Here is a 19,685-nt window from a genome sequence, read left to right on the forward strand (position 1 = left end):
ACCGCCAAGACGCCAAGCAAGCCGGCGGCCTTGGCGGTTTCACCGGCCGGTCAAAAAACAAAAGCCGACACTCAGCATGGCGAGCATCGGCCTGGACAGCGACCTCACTCCGCTCCGCTAAGCTCACTCTTGTTCCCGCCGAGGGGAACCTCCTCGTCTCGTCTCGCTAAACCTATTCAGTTGTCAGAAACAGTAACATGCCGGACGGGCTGCTGTCAAGCCCAAATGGGGAAGATAAGGACAACATGAGGTATTAGGGGTCGCATGCGGCGGTTGATGTCGTTTATAATTTACCCAGGTTTTCGACCCCGTTGAGGTGACGAGAGTGGACGAGCTGGTCGTCGGGCGCAATCCGGTCCGCGAAGCGCTTAAAGGAAACCGCCCGGTGAATAAAGTCCTCTTAGCGCGCGGGATCAACCCCGCCGTGTGGCAGGAACTGATGCAGTTGGCCAGGGAGCGCGGCGTCCCGGTCCAGCCTGTCGAGCGCGTCGCCATCGAGCGCGTCGCCAGGGGACAGGCGCACCAGGGCGTAGCGGCTTACCTGGCCCCGTACGCCTACGCGGAGGTCGAGGACCTCCTCAAGGACGCGCGGGAGCCTTTTGTCGTTGTGTTGAACGGGATCCAGGACCCGCACAACCTCGGAGCCATTCTACGCACGGCCGACGCGGCCGGCGTAGACGGCGTGGTCATCCCCTCCCGGCGGGCGGCTCCGGTTTCGGCCACCGTGGTCAAGACCTCGGCCGGGGCGGTCGAGTACGTGAGGGTGGCCAGGGTCAACAACGTGGCCCGGGCGCTCAGGTATTTCAAGGAACGGGGCCTGTGGGTCGTGGGGGCCGAGATGTCCGGGAAAGTTGAATACTGGCGGGCCGACCTCCGGGGCCCCATTTGCCTGGTGATCGGGGGCGAGGAGTCGGGCCTGGGCCAGGTGGTGCGGGACGAATGCGATCTCCTGGTGAGGCTGCCGATGTTCGGCCGCGTCAATTCGCTGAACGCCTCGGTGGCCGGGGCGCTTCTGATCTACGAAGTGCTGCGCCAGAGGAGAACGCCGTGAAGGAGTATCTCCTGGTCGACGGGTACAACGTGTTATTCAACTGGCCGGAAACCGGGAAGTCGGCCGACCTCGACCACGCCCGGGCCAGGCTGGTCCTGCTGCTGGTCAACTATGCCGGGCTGACGGGCCAGGAGGTGATCGTCGTTTTCGACGCGCATCGCGTGCCCGGCGGGATCGCGCATTCCGAGAAGGTGGCCGGTGTGGAGGTGATCTTCACGGCCGAAGGGGAGACGGCCGACGCCGTCATCGAGCGGCTTTGCGGGCGGCTGGCGAAGGAGGGGACGGTGCGCGTGGTCACCGCCGACTGGGCGGAGCAGCGCATCGCCTTCGGGCAAGGGGCCTACCGGATGCCGCCGAGGGAGTTCTGGGCCATGCTGCGCGAGATCGACAGCAAGAAGCTCCTGTCGAGCGGCGAAAAACCCGCCGACGGTTACCTGGAGAACCGCCTGGACGAAGAGGTGCGCCGGGCTCTGGAAGCCCTAAGACGGCGCTGAAGCAGAAGCGTCCTTGTAGACGCTTGTGCTTGACGGGCTTTTCCCCCCTCGTTATAATTAACAATGTAAGCATCCCGCCTTTATCCCAATAAGTGGAGGCGATATTTTTGAGCCTCAGTGTTCAGCAAGAGTCCCTTTCCTCTTACCAATCCCTGAATGACGAAGAAATTGTAGGATTTGCGCGGGACGGTGACACCGAAGCTCTAGAATATTTGATCAATAAGTACCGCCATTTTGTCAGGGCCAAAGCGCGCTCGTACTTTTTGATCGGCGCGGATCGCGAGGACATTATCCAAGAAGGCATGATCGGCCTTTACAAGGCCATCCGTGATTTCCGGCTGGACAAGCTTTCGTCCTTCCGGGCCTTCGCCGAACTCTGTATCACCCGGCAGATCATCACCGCCATCAAGACGGCGACGAGGCAAAAACACATTCCTCTCAATTCATACGTTTCCCTGAACAAACCCATTTACGACGAGGATTCCGACCGCACCCTCCTCGACGTGATCTCCGGTTCCAAGATCACCGACCCGGAAGAACTGGTGATCAGCCGCGAAGAGTTCGACGACATAGAGGGTAAAATCGGCGAACTGCTTAGTTCGTTGGAATGGAAGGTGCTGATGTCCTACCTGGAGGGCAAGTCCTACCAGGAGATCGCCGAGGACCTCCAGCGCCACGTCAAGTCGATCGACAACGCGCTCCAGCGCGTCAAGCGCAAGCTCGAAAAATATTTGGAGAAACGCGAAGCCTAGTTAGTTAACCAAGAAACGGAGCCGTTCGGGCTCCGTTTTTCGTCAGCCCCAAGCCGATCATCTGCAGGGTCGCCCTCCTTTGCTTTCACGGGAACGGCCTGAGTGCCGGGCGTTCTTGACACGGGCCGCGGCCGTTTGCTACATTAATCTTGCGCTGGAGTGCGGGTGACGCTTTCGGGGCGGTGTCCGAAAGCGCGGGGGATGTGGTATAATGAAACGTACGCTGGTGTAGCTCAACCGGCAGAGCAGCTGATTTGTAATCAGCAGGTTGCAGGTTCGATTCCTGTCACCAGCTCCATAACGCCTTTAAAGGCAAGGTTTCGCGGTGGAAACCTTGCCTTTTTGTCAGTTTATCGCCCTGGACGATTGCCAATTTTATCAAGCGCGTAGGAGAATGTCCAAACTCCGCGAATAATCTCAAGTGGCAGTTTATGGCTCGGGCCGTTCCCCCCACTCTGGAGAAGGGTCGGATGACGTTGCTTGAAATCCAAAGACACTTGGGAATCATCCTGGATTCCGTCCAGAGCGGGATCGTGGTTATTGATCCCAGAACGCACGTCGTTGTCTACGCTAACCGTGCGGCCGTGGAAATGATCGGCGTCCCCAAGGGGGAAGTCGTCGGTTCCCCATGCCATAACTTCATCTGCCCCGCCGAGAAGGGCGGTTGCCCGATCACCGATCTGGGGCAGACGATAGACTATTCCGAACGCATACTTATCGGCCGGGGCGGTACACCCATGCCCATCATCAAGACCGTGGTTCCCGTATGGCTCGGCGGCCGGGAGTACCTGGTCGAAAGTTTTACCGACATCACCGCCTACAAGCAGGTCGAGGAGGAGCGCAACCTGCAGAGGGCCTATTTCCAGCAGCTTTTCATGAACTCCCCCCAGGGTATCGTCCTGCTCGATAACGCCGACAGGGTCGTAGAGGCCAACAAGGCTTTTGAGGAGCTTTTCCAGTACACCGTCGACGAGATCAGGGGGCGCCCGATCAACGAGATCATCGTCCCGGACAACCTGGTCGACGAGGCGACCGCCCTGTCCCACGCCGTCATAAGCGGGGGGGTCATCCAGAGAGAGTCCGTGCGCAGGCGCAAGGACGGCAGCCTGGTGGCGGTGTCCGCCATCGGGTACCCGATCGTGCTCGACGGCAAGCAGGTCGGGATTTACGCTATATACAGCGACATCAGCGAGCGCAAGCGGGCGGAGGAGAAGCTGCGGGCCGCGCACCGGCAGCTCCTGGACATCATCGACTTTCTGCCGGACGCCACCTTCGTCATCGACCAGGAAAAGAAAGTTATCGCCTGGAACCGGGCCATCGAGGAGATGACGGGGGTGCTCAAGGAAGACATTATCGGCCAGGGCGATTACGCTTACGCCGTTCCGTTTTACGGGGAACGGCGGCCGGTTCTGGTCGACCTTATCGGCCTGGAGGACGACCTCAGGAAGATAGAAGAGAAATACGAGTACGTGGAGAGAAAGGCCAACACTCTGATCGCCGAGGTCTTCGTTCCGAAGCTGAACCAGGGACGGGGGGCCTTCCTGTGGGCGACGGCTTCCCCCCTCTACGACAGCGACGGAAAACTGGCCGGGGCCATCGAATCCATCCGCGACATCACCGAGCGCAAACAGATGGAACAGCAACTGAAGTACTTGAGCCTGCACGACGCCCTGACCGGCCTCTACAACCGCACCTATTTCGAGCAGGAGATGCGCCGTCTCGCCGCCGGGCGCCACGCGCCGGTGGGCATCATCATCTGCGACCTCGACGCCTTGAAGTTCATCAACGACACGCTCGGACACGACGCCGGCGACGCCCTTCTCGTGGCCGCGGCCAACGTGATCAAAAGCTGCTTCCGCACCGGCGACATGGTGGCCCGGATCGGGGGCGACGAGTTCGCCGTCCTTCTTCCCAACTGCGACAGGAGCGCCGTCGAGCAGGCCTGCCACAGGATTCACAAGGCCGTCGCAGCCTACAACGCCGGTGACCCGGAAGTGCCTTTGAGCATATCGGTGGGGATGGCGGTCAGCGATAAAGGACCGGTCAACCTGAGCGAGCTGTTCAAGGAAGCCGACAACAACATGTACCGGGTGAAGCTGCACCGCAGCGAGAGCACCCGCAGCGCCACAGTGAAGATTCTCTTGAAGGCCCTGGAAGGAAAGGATTTTATTACCGAAGGACATGCCGAGCGCCTGCAGGCCCTGGTCGTCGCGCTCGGCAAGGCGGTGGGCGTGCCCAAAAACAGGCTTAAAGATTTGCGCCTGCTGGCCCAGTTCCACGACATCGGCAAGGTGGGCATACCGGACGGCATCTTATTCAAGCCCGGGCCCCTGACGGCCGAGGAAACCGCTGAAATACGGCGGCATTCCGAGATCGGCTACCGCATCGCGCAGTCCATGCCCGACCTGGTGCTGATCGCCGACTGGATTTTAAAACACCACGAATGGTGGAACGGCGAAGGGTATCCCCTGGGGCTGAAAGGAGAAGAGATCCCGCTGGAGTGCCGCATCCTGGCCATCGCCGACGCCTACGACGCGATGACCAGCGACCGGCCGTACCGCAAGGCGATGTCCCGCGAAGAGGCTTTGGCCGAACTCAGGCGGATGGCCGGAACGCAGTTCGACCCGCAGCTCGTGGAAAAGTTTGCCGAGCTCTTAAAGAACGGAATGGTTTTTGACGATCAGACTGTGGGAAGAAACTGTCCGAATACATCTTGTCGTGCCGAAGAGCCCTTGTGAACCTGCTTTCCCGGTTTTTACAGCCTGCCGTTTGGGGGCGTTAGCTTTGACAATTCGCCGAAAAACGCTGCTGATCGTTGCCCTGGCCCTTGCGCTTTTGGTGGCCGTTCTCTACTGCGCTTTCCAGAATGTTGTCCTGAAGGGTTTCGCGCGGCTGGAAGAGCAGTTTGTCCGCCGCAATGTCGAACGGGCGCTCGACGCTCTGGAGAACAACATCGCCACCCTGGACGGCACGGCCGTCGACTGGGCCGCCTGGGACGATACGTACGTCTTTGTGCAGGACGCCAACGCGGCATACGTGAGAGCCAATCTCTCGGCGGAGACCTTTAAGAACCTCCGGATCAACCATTTGCTCATCGTGGATTCTTCTGCCCGTACAGTCTTCGGCAGAAGCATGGATGCCGGCGGCGAGCGCGTGCTGCCGGTGCCGGAAAGCCTGAAGAAACATCTGGCTGCCGGCGGGCCGCTTTTGTCCGGCCCTGGCACCGGAAGCGGCGTAGCAGGCCTGTTGGTCCTGCCCGAGGGCCCCGTGCTGGTCGCTTCGCGTCCCATCCTGACCAGCGCGAAGGAGGGGCCGGCCAGAGGCTCGCTGATTATGGGCCGCTGGCTCGACGCCGGGGAGATTGAGCGCCTGGCTGCGATCACCCACCTTTCTCTCGCCGTTCATTCGATCCGCGATGCCGCGGTACCGGCGGATTTTGTGAAGGCCCGGACCCGCCTGACCGGGGACGCTCCTGTGTTTGTCAGCGTGCTCGATGACAGGTCGGTTGCCGGATACGCTCTGGTGAAGGACATTTACGGAAAGCCGGCCCTCATTATGCGGGTGCATATGCCGCGGGACATATACAGGCAGGGGCAGGCGACGGTAGGGCTTCTTGTTCTCTCGCTTCTGGCGGTAGGCCTGGTATTCAGCGGTGTCATGATGATACTGCTGGACCGGGCGGTGCTGTCCCGGGTCGCCCGGCTGAGCAGGGACGTGGGTAAGATAACCGCCGCAGGCGATTCCTCATTGCGGCTGGCTGCCGCTGCCGGGCAGGACGAACTCTCGGGACTTGCCCGGGAGATCAACGGGATGCTTAAAGCCCTGGATGCCTCCCGGCAGGAGATCAAAGAGCGGGAGAGCCGGCTTCACCTCATCCTGGATTCCATCAACTGCGGCACTGTCCTCATTGATGAGGATGAACACAGAATCGTCGACGTCAACCGCGCCGCCCTGGAGATGATCGGCGCGCCCAGGGAAGAGATCATCGGCAGGGTGTGCCACGAGTTCATCTGCCCCGCGGAGAAGGGGAAATGCCCGATCACCGACCTCGGACAGGATGTCGACCGGTCGGAACGCGTGCTCATCACCGCTCAGGGCCGGAGAATCCCCATTATCAAGAGTGCGGTGCCTCTAATCCTGAAGGGCAAAAAGTACCTTCTCGAAAGCTTCCTGGACATCACCGAGCGCAAGCGCATGGAAGAGCAGCTGAAATACTTGAGCCTGCACGACTCTCTGACGGGATTGTACAACCGCACCTATTTCGAGCAAGAGATGCGGCGTCTGGCGGACGGGCGCCACGCGCCGGTGGGCCTCATCATCTGCGACCTCGACGCCTTAAAGTTCGTTAACGACACCATGGGGCACGACGCCGGCGACGCCCTGCTCGCGGCGACTGCCGACGTCCTCCGGAAGTGTTTCCGCGCCGGGGACATGGTGGCCAGGATAGGGGGTGACGAGTTCGCCGTTTTGCTGCCCAACAGCGATCAGGAGGCCGTGCAGGCGGCCTGCCTGCGGATCGAAGAGGCCGTTGCCGAATACAACAGCCGCGACCCGGAGATCCCGCTGAGCATTTCCATCGGGTTTGCCGTCGGGGGCGAAGGGCTGAACGACCTGAACGAGCTGTTCAAAGAAGCCGACAACAACATGTACCGGGCCAAGCTGCAGCGGAACGAGGGCACCCGGGGCGCCGCCGTCAAGATACTCCTTAAAGCGTTGGAGGAGAAGGATTTCATCACCGGGGGGCACGCCGAGCGCCTGCAGGCCCTGGTCATTGCGCTGGGCAAGGCGGTGGGCGTGCCCAAAAACAGGCTTAAAGATTTGTGCCTGCTGGCCCAGTTCCACGACATCGGCAAGGTGGGCATACCGGACGGCATCTTATTCAAGCCCGGGCCCCTGACGGCCGAGGAAACCGCTGAAATACGGCGGCATTCCGAGATCGGCTACCGCATCGCGCAGTCCATGCCCGACCTGGTGCTGATCGCCGACTGGATTTTAAAACACCACGAATGGTGGAACGGCGAAGGGTATCCCCTGGGGCTGAAAGGAGAAGAGATCCCGCTGGAGTGCCGCATCCTGGCCATCGCCGACGCCTACGACGCGATGACCAGCGACCGGCCGTACCGCAAGGCGATGTCCCGCGAAGAGGCCCTGGCCGAGCTGCAAAAGGGCGCCGGAAAGCAGTTTGACCCGGAACTGGTGCGGAAGTTTGTGCTTGTCCTTACCAAGCCGCATCAAGGACCACTGACTTTCTAAAAGATCTATTAAATTAAATAATGTTCAAGACGCGCCCCCGGAAAGGCCGCCCGCCCCTCCGAATAGCATGGTTGAAAAGCTTTCGAGACCATATTCAGGAGGGGAAGATGGTTTTGCAAAGGATCGTTTTCAGGGTGGCGCTGGCCGTCGTGGCCGTCGTGGCCGTCTGCCTGCTGGCCGTCCCGGCGCTGGCGACGGGCGGTGACCCGGCGGTGGCCGATCTGGACATTGAGCCGGAAACCGTTTGGGTCGGCGAAAACGTCAGCAAGGCGGTATACTTCGAGGCTACTTTCTTGAACGTGGACACCGCGCAGAAAGTGTACCTGATCTTCAAGAAAGCCAGGTCGACCGATCTCCTGCAGGCCGAACTGGCGTACGACAAGGGAGTCTGGGCCGGCCGGGCGCTGGTGACCAGGGCCCAGGTCGGAACGTGGGACCTGGAAGACTGCTTCTACGTCGTGGACGAAAACGGCACCGACAGGATCGTGACCGTCGCGTACGGCAAGGATGAAGCCGACGTCGAAACCCGGTTCGCCGTCCGGGAGAGGACGGTAACGCCCCTGGTGCCGGGCGACGGGGATAAGTACAAGGACATCATCGCGAAGAGGCTCCTGGCTCCCAGGCACCTGCGCGCCGCCGTCGATTACGGCGACAACGGTGAGGCCGAGACGGTCGAGTTGAACTGGCGGTGCCGGGGCGACTATGACAAGTGCGAGTTCGCCGTCTACGCCGGCTACAGCGCCGGCAAGATGGTCAAGGTGGCCGCCGTCAAGGGCAAGCTGAACTGCGTCGTCGACGTCGAGGACGTCGTCAAGGCGCTTGGAGAGACCAAGAAACCCAAGGGTAAAAAGTTGATCCTCTTCCGGGTTAAAAACGAGGCCGGTAAGTCCAACGTGGCCGTCGTCCGCCTGACCGAAAAGCACCGCGGCAAGGGGATCAAGATCGGTGACCGCGACAAGCTGCGGCTGCGGGATGGTACCTCCGAAGCCCTCATCCCGCCCGGTTGGGCGAAAAACGTAAAGGATTAGGAAATAAGTATTCAGGGCATCACGACAAAGTTGGTGGGTACGGGCCGCTGTTTGCCGTCGGACGGGCGGTTGAGGAGTTTTCCTTTAAAGACGAAGGCGCTCGAGCCGCCGCCGTCCAGGTTGTAGGCGTCCTTAACGCCGAAGTCGATCAGCTTGCTCTGCAGCTCTTCCAGGGTCACGCCGCTGCTCCAGTCGGCCTGCCTGCCGTCGACCACGATGAAGATCAGGTCGCCGTTGGCGTATTCGCCGATCAGGGTGCGGGGCTGTCTCTGGTTCTGCCACTTTTTGGGGATCGGGAGCGGCTTTCCTTTCTGGATGAGGATGGGCACGAAGCTCACGCCTTGATAGGCCTTGCTGCGCATGAGGTCTTTTTCGGAAAAATAGATACCGCCCACGAGGTCTCCGGTTCTGGTCAGGCCGGCGAAGTAGAGGTCTGAGTGCGAAGGCGCGAAGTCGTTGACCAGCTCCCCGTCGATCATCGTATTGCCCATGGGCAGGATGGCCGGGCGTCCGTCCAGGGTGCCCTTGGCGAAGCCCCCGCCGTTAACGCCGAAAATCGCGCCGGTGCGGGCGACCGCCTCGGCGGTCGTTTCGCTGCCGCCGTACCGGCCCTCACCCAGGACCACCCTGACGGCGCGCGGGTCGTACTGCTTGATTTTGGCGATGTAACCCCTGTAGCCGATCCCCTTGAGCGGGAAGATTTTAATCTCGACGCGGGACGAGCGGTGCACCGCCGTCGCCGGCCCCAGCCAGTCCAGGATGCGCTGCTCGTAGATGTCGTCGGAAAGCTTTTTCTGCTGGCCGCTCTTGCCGGCCAGTGCGGCCAGGATTTTCTTCTGCTCCTCGTAGGCGCGTTGCTGTTCCTCCGCCGAGGCGTGGAAAAGCCCCGCCCTCTCTTCGAGCCGGGCCGCTTTTTCTTCCGCCGCGGCGAGGCGCGCCTCCAGGCCGGCCGTCGGAATAAGCACGGCCTGCGCCCGGGTCTCAAAAGGGGCGGGGATGCAGGTCAGGGCCAGGACCATGCCGATGAGCGGGGCGGTGAGAAAAAGGAGAAAAAGGTTAACGGCGCGCATTGGGCGCCTCCTTGAGGATGTTCAGGCTTTTTTCGAGGTTCTTGAGCTGCGCGTCCAGGGCCTCGATCTTTTCGTTCAGCGCCTGCCGCGTGGTATCGGAACTGGAGAGCGTCTTGCCGGTATCCTGCAGAGCGGCTTCAACGGCGTCCATCTCAGCGGCCAGGGCGCTCAGCCTTTCTTCGAGGGCCTGGATCTGCAGGGCGTTGGTCTCCTGGATGTTGCGCATCGACCGGTCGACGTATTGCTTTGTATAGTAGAACCCGCCGTAGGCGAGCCCGCCCCAGAGGGCCAGGACGAGAAGCCAGGCGACGACGTTGGGCCAAAGGGGGCGGCGTCTCCTTTTCCTCGGCGCCGTTTGTTCCGCTGTCGGGTATTCCAATGTGTTCCCACCCCTTTCACATTTCGACAATATTATACCAGTAATCCAGCAGGTCCCCCAAATGTGGCATTAAGCGTTCGACATTAAGTGTTAAGATCGAGTGCCCTACTGTATTGTAAGAATCCTGGCGGGCCTTTACATACAGGCGCTGAGCGATGGCCTCGCATCGAGAATCCAAAAATCCGAGGGCCTGACCTCTAAGAAAGGCCCGGCCGGTTGCCCGGCCGGGCCTTCTGTATACGTCTGTCCCTTATGTCCGATATTCTGCACGCCGAATCCAACCGGCGTTTTCTAATATTTGTACATCAGGATCTAACGGCCAAAAGCGAACAGCTGACAGCCGCTAGCGCCAACGCAGGCCGAAAGAAAAAGGGTGCCGGCGCGCCGTCTTGCCGGCGCCGTCGGGGCAATATTTTTCGTAGGCCTGCCTGAACAAATTGAGATGGTGTTCCTCATCGACGATGATCCGTTCGAGCAGGGCCTTGATGTGCGGATCGCCAATCATTTGCTGGTGTTTGCGGTATTGCTTGATGGCGTCTTCTTCAGCCTTGATGTCGGCCAGGAGACGGTCGCAAACGCCCTTGCCGTAGAAGGGAAGGGAAGCGTTCCAGTATACGGGCCGGAATCGGATGTGCCAGAAACGGGGGTCGCCCCCGAGGAGGAGGATCGTTTCGGCCAGCAGTTCCATGTGACGCATCTCCATAATGGAGATGCATTCTTCGAGTTCGGCCACGTCGGGGTAATCCTCTTCGAGGGTGAAATGGTGGTAGATATACTGGTGAACGGCGGTCAGTTCGCTTGTGGGACCTGCATAGTCCTCGAGCAATAATTTGGCGTAATGCAGGTTCCGTCCGGCTACCTGCGGTTCGGGATAGGGGATGTCGAGTTCGCAGAACCTCCTCGGTCCAAGTTTCGGTTTTTCTGGGGATTCCCCGCCCTTTTTCTCCTTGAGGGTTTGCACCGCTCCGTCATCCTGCCCTGCGCCGGCCCCGTCTTGCACGCCTTCGTAGCCGTCCGGGCCCTCCCCGGTTACGTCCTGGACCTTCCCGGGTTCGCCCGGGGTATGGCTGACACCGTCTTGTCCTCCTTCGGGTTTATCCTGGATGTCTTCGGTTTTATCCTCTTGATCCGCGATATTCCCGGTGATGTTGCGCATCATTACCGTCAAGCCAAGCCCTCCCAATCCAAGAAATACTTTATGCCAGTTTATGCTCTCTATGACAATAAGTGACATTATTAGAAAGCGGTACGGCATGAAACCTTCGATACCCCTGGATGCGTCCGGCCATAATAAATCAAGGCACAAGATAATATGATCCTGGAATCTGTGTCTACGAATTCCTTCGAGTCAGACGACTGACGGCCGAGGACCGACGACCGAATAGGCACAAGGAGGGTGAACAGGCTTGCGAAACGGGGATCTCAACGTTTTAAACCAGTTGCTCGAGGGTTGTTACATGGCGATCAGCGCTTACACCGACGCCCTCAACCGCGTCGATGACGCCTACGTCCGCGGCCGGCTCAGGGAGCTGAAGAACAGCCGGTTCGAGATGGCGGAAGAACTAGCCTCCTTTATCCGGGACGCCGGCGGGGAAGCCCGCCGGAACCCCGGACTGAAGGGGATGATGGCCGGGCTCGTGCAGACTGTCCGGCTGTCGGGCCGGGGCGGGTGCAAAAAGGTCTTGCGTTCGCTGCACCGCGGCACCGCGATGGGGATCAGGAGCTACGAGCAGGCCCGGCGCAAGGTGGACGGGAGGTCGCGGGAACTGGTCGAGCGGCACATCGCCAGGATCCGGAATGACCTGGAGGCGCTGGAGGAGGCCTACCGGAGGCTTCATTAGCCTCTTTATATCTGGACCTCGATTCTTAACTCGCGGTTCTCTCCGTTAAGCTCACTTAAGGTCCGCAGGACGCGGTCGTATTCAGGCAAAAAGACATGCGCCGCGCCGGCCAGCTTTTCCCGGATCACCCGCAGGCGGGGGTCGCGGGGGCCAAGCCGCAACGGCTTGTCGCCCAGGACCGCCGCCAGGTGCACCGCCAGCAGGGGGACGATCCTGCTCCGGCGGCGTTCCCGGTAAACGTTCATCTGCTGTTCCTGGAACACTTGCCATTCCGCGTAGCGGGAGATGCGCGGGATCACCTCGCGGGCGAACGGCTGGCAGATGTAGTGGCGGCAGAGGGCCGGCCGCAGGTCCAGCGGCAGGAAGCACCCCGTTGCGGTGCATGCCGGGCAGGGCGACCGGTCCTGTCTTTCCATGACCGCCCGCCTGGGGTCGAGAATATAGCCCTGCGAGCGCTCCACGAGTTCTTCCAAAAGGTCCATGTGTTCGAGAAACAGCGGAATGAGTTCCCAGGCCGAAAAGGGCGGGTCGGCCCGGCCGCAGCACTTGGCCGGGTGCGCGAGGCGGCAGTTCCGCAGGCAAAAGTCGCTTCTTATGCAGGTCGTCTTCCCCAGGTGCAAGAAGACCCCGACGGTCACGTCAACGCTCCTCCTATGATATGAAAGGATGCCGAAACAGAACCCGTTCCTGGCAAGATTATAGGACAAGTGCCCCACGCCGATCAAAGACCGGTCCGCCCCATAAAGGGATGGCGGGGATGCGCGTTGAATTATCGGCTTGCGGGGGAGGTGGGAGGATTGGCGTCCAGAGCGGAGATGATCGACCTGATTGATAACAGCGGCATCGATGCCGTTGTTAACCTGGCGCGCGCGCAACCCGCCACGGTACGCTACCTCATCTCCCTGTTGTACGAGCGCGAGGGCGACCGGCGGTGGCGCGCCGTCGCGGCCCTGGGCAGGATAGCGGCCGAAAGGGCGTCCGGGGACCCGGAGGCCGTGCGGGAAATCATCCGCCGCCTTTTCTGGATGCTGAATCACGAGTCGGGGAATATGGCCTGGAGCGTTCCCGAGGCGGTCGGCGACATCATCGCCCGCTGCCCGGACCTTTACGGCGACTTTGCTGCCAACCTTGTTTACAACCATCTGGATGACGAACCCCTGCGCAGAGGGGTGCTCTGGGCCATAGGGCGGGTCGGGGAACAGCATCCGGAACTGGTTGCTTACGCCATTCCCGAGGTCGAGCCCCTGCTGGAGGACCCCGACCCGGAAATACGCGGTTACGCGGCCTGGGCTCTGGGCAAGCTTAAGGTCGCCGGCCCCTCGCTGGCCGGACTCCTGCCCGACGCGAGCAAGGTCGAGATATGGGAAGACGGGGAGTTGCGAAGCTTTACGATCAGCCAGTTGGCTGAGCGGGCGCTGGCCCATTCGGTCCTAGGCCATAAGCCGTAGGCCGTTGGACCCGAAGAAATTTGCAAGGTTGGATATTGAGAGATCAGTTGTTTAAGGAAGGAGATGTTCGCGTGTTTGAGGTGGGGCAGGTTTACGTCCTGGTCCTGGAGGACGGGGACGGGTACCAGAAGGAACTGCGCGGGTGCAGGATGATTGATTTCGCCGGCGGGCTCATCAAAGTCGAGCACGGCGATAAAATCCTGATCGTAAACACGGCCAGCAACCGTTTCCTGTATGCGTGGCGGCCTAAATCAGAGAACTGATCCGTTATGCCTGTTGTTCCTCTGTGGGTAAGCCTTGGCCCGGGAGCAGGGCGAAGAAATATGTAAGATTATGCATAATCCTGGAAGATTGTTTAGGGTTTTTGCAAGGTTTTGCATTATTATGCATGTGTCAAAAATGTGGCGGTTTGAACAGGATTGTTAAATTAAACGTAGAAAGTACCTAGTTGGCTAGAAAACGGCTGAAATTAAGAGATGAAGGAGGGATGGCCAGCCTCTAACGCGGAGAACCGCTGAAAGGATCTATTTAAACGAAAGGAAGTGTGCTCTGTAAATGTTTCGTGTTCCCAAGATTCTGGCAGTAGTGCTTGCCATCGCCCTGCTGGGTTCGGCTTTAGCCGGCTGCGGCGGCGGCAAGGCGACCGAACAGGCCAAGGAAAAGACCTTCGTCTTCGCCCAGGGCTCCGACCCGCGCGGTCTTGACCCGGCCTACGTCGACGACGGCGAATCGGCCAAAGTCATCGTTAACGTTTTTGAAAACCTGGTGCAGTACAAGGAAGGCAGCACCGAGGTCGAACCCGGCCTGGCCACCGAGTGGTCCTGCTCTCCGGACGGCAAGGAGTGGACCTTCAAGCTCCGCCAGGGCGTGAAGTTCCACGACGGTACCCCGTTCAACGCCGAGGCCGTGAAGTTCAGCATCGAGCGCCAGCTGCCTCCGAACCGCACCGACGACATGCCTTACGCCTCCTTCACCTTCGGACCCGTACAGAAGGTTGAGGTCGTCGATGAGTACACCGTGAAGTTCATCCTCAACGCGCCGTATGCCCCGTTCCTGGCTAACCTGGCGATGTCCCTCGCCGCGCCCATCGTCAGCCCCGCGGCGGTGCAGAAGTACGGGGCCGACTTCATCAAGAACCCGGTCGGCACCGGCCCGTTCAAGTTCGTGAAGTGGGAACCCGGCCAGCAGATCGTCCTGGAAAGAAACGAAGAGTACTGGGGCGACAAGCCTGCGATCGACAAGCTCGTCTTCAAGTTCACCAAGGAGAACTCCGTGCGCGCCAGCGAGCTCATGACCGGCGCCATCGACGCCATGGACGGCGTGGACCCGAACGACGTCAAGAAGCTCGAAGAAGCCGGCATAACGGTTATCAAGGACCCGGGCATGAACATCAACTACTTCGGCTTCTTGACCCATAAGAAGCCGTTTGACAACGTCAAGCTGCGCCAGGCCGTCAGCATGGCCATCAACCGCGAAAACCTGAGCCAGTATCTCTACCAGGGCTACGCGACGACGGCCAACGGCCCGCTGCCGTCCTTCATGCCCGGCTACGACCCCAACCTTAAGCCCCTGCCCTACGACCCGGAAAAGGCCAAGCAGCTCCTGGCCGAGGCTGGTTACCCCGACGGGCTGAAGATCACCATTATGGCCTACACCAACCCGCGGCCGTACAACCCGGTCGCCGACAAGCTGGCCGCCGCCATCCAGGCCGACCTGCTTAAGATCGGCATCCAGAGCGAAATCAAGACCTGGCCGTGGAAAGAGTACAAGGACGCTTTGTTTAAGGCCGAGGAAGGTGACTGCTTCCTGTACGGCTGGATCGGCGACAACGGTGACCCGGACAACTTCCTCTCGCTTTTCGACAGCAATGAAATCGAGTCCAGCCTGAACTCCGCCAAGTACAAGAACCCCAAGGTCGACGAACTGCTGAAGCAGGGCCGCGAAGAAATGGATCCCGCCAAGCGCGCCCAGATCTACAGCGAACTGCAGAAGATCGTCCTCGAGGAAGCCCCCTGGGTCTACCTGACGCACGCCACCTCGATGGCCGCCTACAGGCCGGACGTCAAGGGCTTCAAGCTCCATCCGACGGGCACCATCTTCTTCAAGGGCGTCGACAAGTAACCGACAAGTCAAGGGTACCAAGCAAGTATGGCTCCGTAACGGAGCCATACTTGCGCCACTTATTAGCTGTAAGCATTAAGCTATAAGCATTAGGATGCGGGCGATGGGGAAACCGTTTCTCAATTCCTAGTGCTTGATGCTTAGCGCTTAATGTCTGCGCTGGTGTTTCGGATCCAGGCTAATTTAGTGTGGAGTGACAGCGATGTTAAAGTACATCCTTAAGCGACTCCTGATGTTATTTCCGGTGCTCCTGGGGGTCAGCCTTTTTGTTTTCCTGGTGCTGCACCTGTTCACCACCGACCCCGCGGCCCTGATGCTCGGCCAGCACGCCACGACCCAGCAGATTGAAGCCCTGCGTGAGGAACTGGGGCTTAACGACCCGATCTACGTGCAGTTCGGGCGGTTTATCTGGGACATCGTCCACGGGGATTTCGGCAGGTCATTGATGACCAGGACGCCCGTGACCGAGGAACTCCTCAAGCGTTTTCCGGCCACCGTGGAACTGGCGCTCGCGGCCATCTTTCTCGCCGCCCTGGTGGGCGTCACCGTGGGCGTTATCTCGGCTGTCAAGCAATACTCGTTCTTTGACTATCTAAGTATGGTGGGCGCCCTCTTGGGCGTGTCCATGCCCATTTTCTGGCTGGGCCTGATGTTGATTATCTTCTTTTCGGTAAACCTGGGCTGGCTGCCGGTGGCCGGCCGGATCGATATCGGGATGGAGCCGTCGCACATTACCGGGTTTTACGTCCTGGACAGCATCCTGACCGGGGACTGGGCCGCCTTGAAGTCGGCGCTGGCCCACCTGGTGCTGCCCGCCGTTGCGCTGGCTTCTTATTCGACCGCGATCATCGCCCGGATGACGCGCTCCACGATGCTGGAGGTCATCCGCCAGGATTACATACGCACCGCCCGGGCTAAGGGTTTGAGCGAAGGTCTGGTCGTTTACAAGCACGCCCTGCGCAACGCGCTCATCCCCATAGTGACCGTCATCGGCTTGCAACTGGGCATTCTCCTCGGCGGGGCCGTGCTTACCGAAACTGTGTTCTCCTGGCCGGGGATCGGTTTCTTCCTGGTCAGCGGCATCCTTGCGGCCGATTACCCCGTCGTCCAGGGGGCCGTCATTTTGTGGGCGACCGTGTTTGTCATAACCAACCTGGCGGTGGACATACTCTACGCTTTCCTGGATCCGCGTATTCGGTATTCATAGCTAATCAAATGCCCAATGCTCAGTGCACTATGGAGGAGATTCAGGGTGAGTCAGGCAAACGTATTGACTGTGCCGGCAGCGGAGGCGGAACGTTACAGCTTTTGGGGCGATTTCTGGCGCCGGCTGAGGAGAAACAGGATTGCGCTCGGCAGCCTTGTTTTTCTGGCCGGGCTGGCCTTCGTGGCCGTCGCCGCCCCCCTGGTGGCCCCCTATGACCCGTATTACGGGGAAATGCCCAAGGCGCTGCAATCTCCGAGCGCCGCCCACTGGCTGGGTACCGACGAGCTGGGCAGGGACATCCTGAGCCGCATTATCTTCGGGGCGCAGGTGTCCCTGAAGGTCGGTTTCCTGGCCGTCGGCATCGCCGTCACCTGCGGGATCGTCCTCGGCGCCGTGGCCGGTTACTACGGCCGTTGGATCGACAACCTGATCATGCGCTTTATGGATATCATGCTGGCTTTCCCGTCGCTGCTCCTGGCCATCGCCTTTATGGCCATCCTGGGCAAGGGCGTGGAAAACGCCATCATCGCCATCGCCATCGTATCCATCCCCGAATACGCGCGGATCGTCAGGGGCTCGGTGCTTTCCATAAAGGAAAACGACTACGTCCAGGCCGCCCGGGCCATCGGCAACCCCGATCACGCCATCATTTTCCGCCACGTCCTGCCCAACGTGATGGGGCCCATCATCGTTCGGTCCACGCTGGGCGTTTCCACGGCCATCCTGGAGGCCGCCGCGCTCGGGTTCCTGGGGCTGGGCGTGCAGCCGCCGTACGCTGAATGGGGGACGATGCTGGGCAGCGGGAGGGCCTACATCTTCAATGCACCGCACCTCGTCTATTTCCCCGGTATCGCCATCACCCTGACCGTAATGGCCTTCAACCTTTTCGGCGACGGGTTGCGGGACGCGCTTGATCCGCGCCTCAGGCGCTAACGCGTAGCACTGGGCATTAGGCATTAGGCGCTAGGAAACAAGGAAAGCATCGGCTCAGCCGATGCAAAGCTTCTTATCCTAATGTCTAATGCCGTTTTGGGACGCATCCTGGAAGGAGATAAGATTGACCTATGGCGGACCAGTTACTAGAGATAGAAAACTTACGAACGCATTTCTTCACGGACGAAGGGGTTGTGCCGGCCGTCGACGGGGTGTCGATGCACCTGCGCAAGGGAGAAACCCTGGCCGTTGTGGGCGAATCGGGGAGCGGCAAGAGTATAACAGCCCTTTCGGTAATGCGCCTGGTGCCCAATCCTCCGGGGCGGATCGTCGGTGGGAGGATCCTGTTCGGCGGAGAGGACCTGCTGGCGAAGAGTGAAAAGGAAATGCGGGAGATCAGGGGCAACCGGATTTCGATGATTTTTCAGGAGCCGATGACTTCCTTGAACCCCGTCTTCACGGTAGGCAGCCAGATTGCCGAATCGCTGATGATCCACCAGAACATGTCCAGGAAAGAGGCATGGGACAAGGCTATTGAAATGCTGGCTCTAACCGGCATCCCCTCGCCGCAGAAACGTGTCGCGGATTACCCGCACCAGATGAGCGGCGGGATGCGCCAACGGGTCATGATTGCCATGGCCCTCTGCTGCCGTCCCCAGTTGTTGATTGCCGACGAACCGACGACGGCGCTGGACGTCACCATCCAGGCGCAAATCCTGGACCTGATGAAGGACCTGCAGCAACAGCTCGGCATGGCCATCATCCTGATCACGCACGACCTGGCCGTCGTGGCCGAAACGGCCGACCGCGCCGTGGTTATGTATGCAGGGCGCATCGTCGAGGAGGCTCCCGTCAACGACCTTTTTAACCAGCCGCTTCATCCTTATACCCAGGGCCTGCTGGAGTCGATTCCCAAGCTTGATCAGGACAGCGAGCGCCTGTACGCCATCGACGGGGTGGTGCCCAATCTGCTCCACCTGCCGCAAGGGTGCGCTTTTGCCCCCCGCTGTCCCCTGGCCTCCGCCCGCTGTCATACCCACAGGCCGCAGCTCGTCGAGGTAGAGTCCGGACGCCGGGTAAGTTGCTGGCTGAGCCAGGCCGGAGGGGAGGCGATCGCCCATGTCAGTTAGCGACGCGATTATCAAGGTCGAAGGGTTGACCAAATACTTCCCGGTCTCAAGCGGTGTCTTCGGCCGGAAAAAGGCGGTCGTCAAGGCCGTCGACAATGTCAGTTTCAGTATCTACAGGGGTGAGACGCTCGGACTGGTGGGGGAAAGCGGCTGCGGCAAGACGACCACCGGCCGGCTGCTGATGCGGCTCATCCGGCCGACGTCGGGAAGCATTATTTTTGAGGGACGCGATATCGTCAATGTTTCCCGGCGGGAGATGCGGGCCATTCGCCGGGACATCCAGATTATTTTCCAGGACCCGTATTCTTCGCTTAATCCCCGCATGTCGGTGGGGGAGATCATCGCCGAGCCCCTGCGCGTGCACGGCATCGGCAGCCGCCGGGACCGGGAACAACGGGTTTTCGAACTGCTGAACCGGGTGGGGCTTGCACCTTATCATGCCCGCCGTTACCCCCACGAATTCAGCGGCGGACAGCGCCAGAGGGTGGGGATTGCCAGGGCCCTGGCCCTGAACCCCAAGGTGATCATCTGCGACGAGCCGGTATCGGCGCTCGACGTTTCCATCCAGTCACAGATCCTCAACCTCCTGAAGGACCTGCAGGACGAGTTCGGGCTGACCTACCTCTTTATCGCGCACGGGCTCAACGTGGTCAAGCACGTCAGCGACCGGGTCGGCGTCATGTACCTGGGAAAACTGGTCGAACTGGCGACCGACAAGGAGCTTTACAGCCGCCCCTTGCACCCCTACACCCAGGCGCTGATGTCCGCCATTCCCGTCCCCAAGCCGGGACTAAACAGGGAAAGGATCAGGCTCGAGGGAGAGATCCCCAGTCCCGTCAACCCTCCCATGGGCTGCCGCTTTCACACGCGCTGCAGGCTGTGCCAGGCAATCTGCCGGGAAAACGAGCCCAAATTGAGGGAGGCCGCACCGGGACACTGGGTGGCCTGCCACCAGGCCTAAGCGCTTAGCGCATAGGC

Annotated in this window: 18 protein-coding genes and 1 tRNA gene; 15 read left to right on the forward strand and 4 right to left on the reverse strand. The window is 60.4% G+C overall.

Annotated elements, in window-relative coordinates; genetic code table 11:
• Positions 1-325 precede the first annotated feature (325 nt).
• The 7 genes from rlmB (at position 326) to ACPV0M_RS12245 (ending at position 8,578) form a co-directional block, all read left to right on the forward strand.
• Positions 326-1,051 carry a 23S rRNA (guanosine(2251)-2'-O)-methyltransferase RlmB gene (gene rlmB, locus ACPV0M_RS12215; RefSeq protein ID WP_425620888.1) on the forward strand — a complete coding sequence of 242 codons (726 nt, stop codon included), beginning with the start codon at positions 326-328 and terminating at the stop codon, positions 1,049-1,051.
• On the forward strand, positions 1,048-1,545 hold the full coding sequence (locus tag ACPV0M_RS12220; RefSeq protein ID WP_425620889.1) for an NYN domain-containing protein: 498 nt from the start codon (positions 1,048-1,050) through the stop codon (positions 1,543-1,545). The genes rlmB and ACPV0M_RS12220 overlap by 4 nt, the downstream gene beginning before the upstream one ends.
• Before the next feature lie 107 nt (positions 1,546-1,652).
• Positions 1,653-2,297 carry an RNA polymerase sporulation sigma factor SigH gene (gene sigH / locus ACPV0M_RS12225; RefSeq protein WP_425620890.1) on the forward strand — a complete coding sequence of 215 codons (645 nt, stop codon included), beginning with the start codon at positions 1,653-1,655 and terminating at the stop codon, positions 2,295-2,297.
• A gap of 222 nt (positions 2,298-2,519) precedes the next feature.
• Positions 2,520-2,595, forward strand: a tRNA-Thr gene (locus ACPV0M_RS12230).
• 172 nt (positions 2,596-2,767) lie between these two features.
• Positions 2,768-5,035, forward strand: a complete 2,268-nt coding sequence (locus tag ACPV0M_RS12235; RefSeq protein WP_425620891.1) for a PAS domain S-box protein — start codon at positions 2,768-2,770, stop codon at positions 5,033-5,035.
• 46 nt (positions 5,036-5,081) lie between these two features.
• The gene (locus tag ACPV0M_RS12240; RefSeq protein ID WP_425620892.1) at positions 5,082-7,550 is read left to right on the forward strand and encodes a diguanylate cyclase domain-containing protein; all 2,469 of its coding nucleotides are present in this window, start codon (positions 5,082-5,084) and stop codon (positions 7,548-7,550) included.
• A 107-nt stretch (positions 7,551-7,657) separates the two neighbouring features.
• Entirely contained in the window at positions 7,658-8,578 is a 921-nt protein-coding gene (locus tag ACPV0M_RS12245) for a hypothetical protein (protein WP_425620893.1), read from the forward strand.
• A gap of 11 nt (positions 8,579-8,589) precedes the next feature.
• Here the strand turns inward: ACPV0M_RS12245 and ACPV0M_RS12250 are convergent, their stop codons facing one another.
• From ACPV0M_RS12250 to ACPV0M_RS12260, 3 genes are all read right to left on the reverse strand, one after another.
• On the reverse strand, positions 8,590-9,648 hold the full coding sequence (locus tag ACPV0M_RS12250) for a phosphodiester glycosidase family protein (RefSeq protein WP_425620894.1): 1,059 nt from the start codon (positions 9,646-9,648) through the stop codon (positions 8,590-8,592).
• Positions 9,635-10,027, reverse strand: a complete 393-nt coding sequence (locus tag ACPV0M_RS12255) for a hypothetical protein (RefSeq protein ID WP_425620895.1) — start codon at positions 10,025-10,027, stop codon at positions 9,635-9,637. The genes ACPV0M_RS12250 and ACPV0M_RS12255 overlap by 14 nt, the downstream gene beginning before the upstream one ends.
• A 343-nt stretch (positions 10,028-10,370) precedes the next feature.
• Positions 10,371-11,186 (reverse strand): ferritin-like domain-containing protein, encoded by an 816-nt coding sequence (locus ACPV0M_RS12260; RefSeq protein WP_425622212.1) that lies wholly within the window; start codon positions 11,184-11,186, stop codon positions 10,371-10,373.
• A 247-nt stretch (positions 11,187-11,433) separates the two neighbouring features.
• On the opposite strand from ACPV0M_RS12260, the gene ACPV0M_RS12265 reads away from it, so the two are divergent.
• Entirely contained in the window at positions 11,434-11,868 is a 435-nt protein-coding gene (locus ACPV0M_RS12265; protein WP_425620896.1) for a DUF2383 domain-containing protein, read from the forward strand.
• A gap of 5 nt (positions 11,869-11,873) precedes the next feature.
• Here ACPV0M_RS12265 and ACPV0M_RS12270 read toward each other — a convergent pair whose 3' ends face one another.
• Entirely contained in the window at positions 11,874-12,506 is a 633-nt protein-coding gene (locus ACPV0M_RS12270; RefSeq protein ID WP_425620897.1) for a hypothetical protein, read from the reverse strand.
• 159 nt (positions 12,507-12,665) lie between these two features.
• Between ACPV0M_RS12270 and ACPV0M_RS12275 the strand changes: the two genes are divergently transcribed.
• The 7 genes from ACPV0M_RS12275 (at position 12,666) to ACPV0M_RS12305 (ending at position 19,668) form a co-directional block, all read left to right on the forward strand.
• Positions 12,666-13,316 (forward strand): DVU0298 family protein, encoded by a 651-nt coding sequence (locus ACPV0M_RS12275; RefSeq protein WP_425620898.1) that lies wholly within the window; start codon positions 12,666-12,668, stop codon positions 13,314-13,316.
• A 71-nt stretch (positions 13,317-13,387) separates the two neighbouring features.
• The gene (locus ACPV0M_RS12280) at positions 13,388-13,579 is read left to right on the forward strand and encodes a hypothetical protein (protein ID WP_425620899.1); all 192 of its coding nucleotides are present in this window, start codon (positions 13,388-13,390) and stop codon (positions 13,577-13,579) included.
• A 292-nt stretch (positions 13,580-13,871) separates the two neighbouring features.
• Entirely contained in the window at positions 13,872-15,437 is a 1,566-nt protein-coding gene (locus ACPV0M_RS12285) for an ABC transporter substrate-binding protein (RefSeq protein ID WP_425620900.1), read from the forward strand.
• A gap of 202 nt (positions 15,438-15,639) precedes the next feature.
• Entirely contained in the window at positions 15,640-16,644 is a 1,005-nt protein-coding gene (locus ACPV0M_RS12290; RefSeq protein ID WP_425620901.1) for an ABC transporter permease, read from the forward strand.
• 45 nt (positions 16,645-16,689) lie between these two features.
• Positions 16,690-17,577, forward strand: a complete 888-nt coding sequence (nikC, locus tag ACPV0M_RS12295; RefSeq protein WP_425620902.1) for a nickel transporter permease — start codon at positions 16,690-16,692, stop codon at positions 17,575-17,577.
• A 131-nt stretch (positions 17,578-17,708) separates the two neighbouring features.
• Positions 17,709-18,707, forward strand: a complete 999-nt coding sequence (locus tag ACPV0M_RS12300) for an ABC transporter ATP-binding protein (protein WP_425620903.1) — start codon at positions 17,709-17,711, stop codon at positions 18,705-18,707.
• Positions 18,697-19,668, forward strand: a complete 972-nt coding sequence (locus ACPV0M_RS12305; protein ID WP_425620904.1) for an ABC transporter ATP-binding protein — start codon at positions 18,697-18,699, stop codon at positions 19,666-19,668. Before ACPV0M_RS12300 ends, ACPV0M_RS12305 begins: the two co-directional genes overlap by 11 nt.
• Positions 19,669-19,685: the final 17 nt, after the last annotated feature.

The sequence above is a fragment of the Desulfosceptrum tomskiensis genome, from assembly GCF_049818055.1.
Taxonomy (GTDB): Bacteria; Bacillota; Desulfotomaculia; order Desulfotomaculales; family JASEER01; genus JBFLVT01.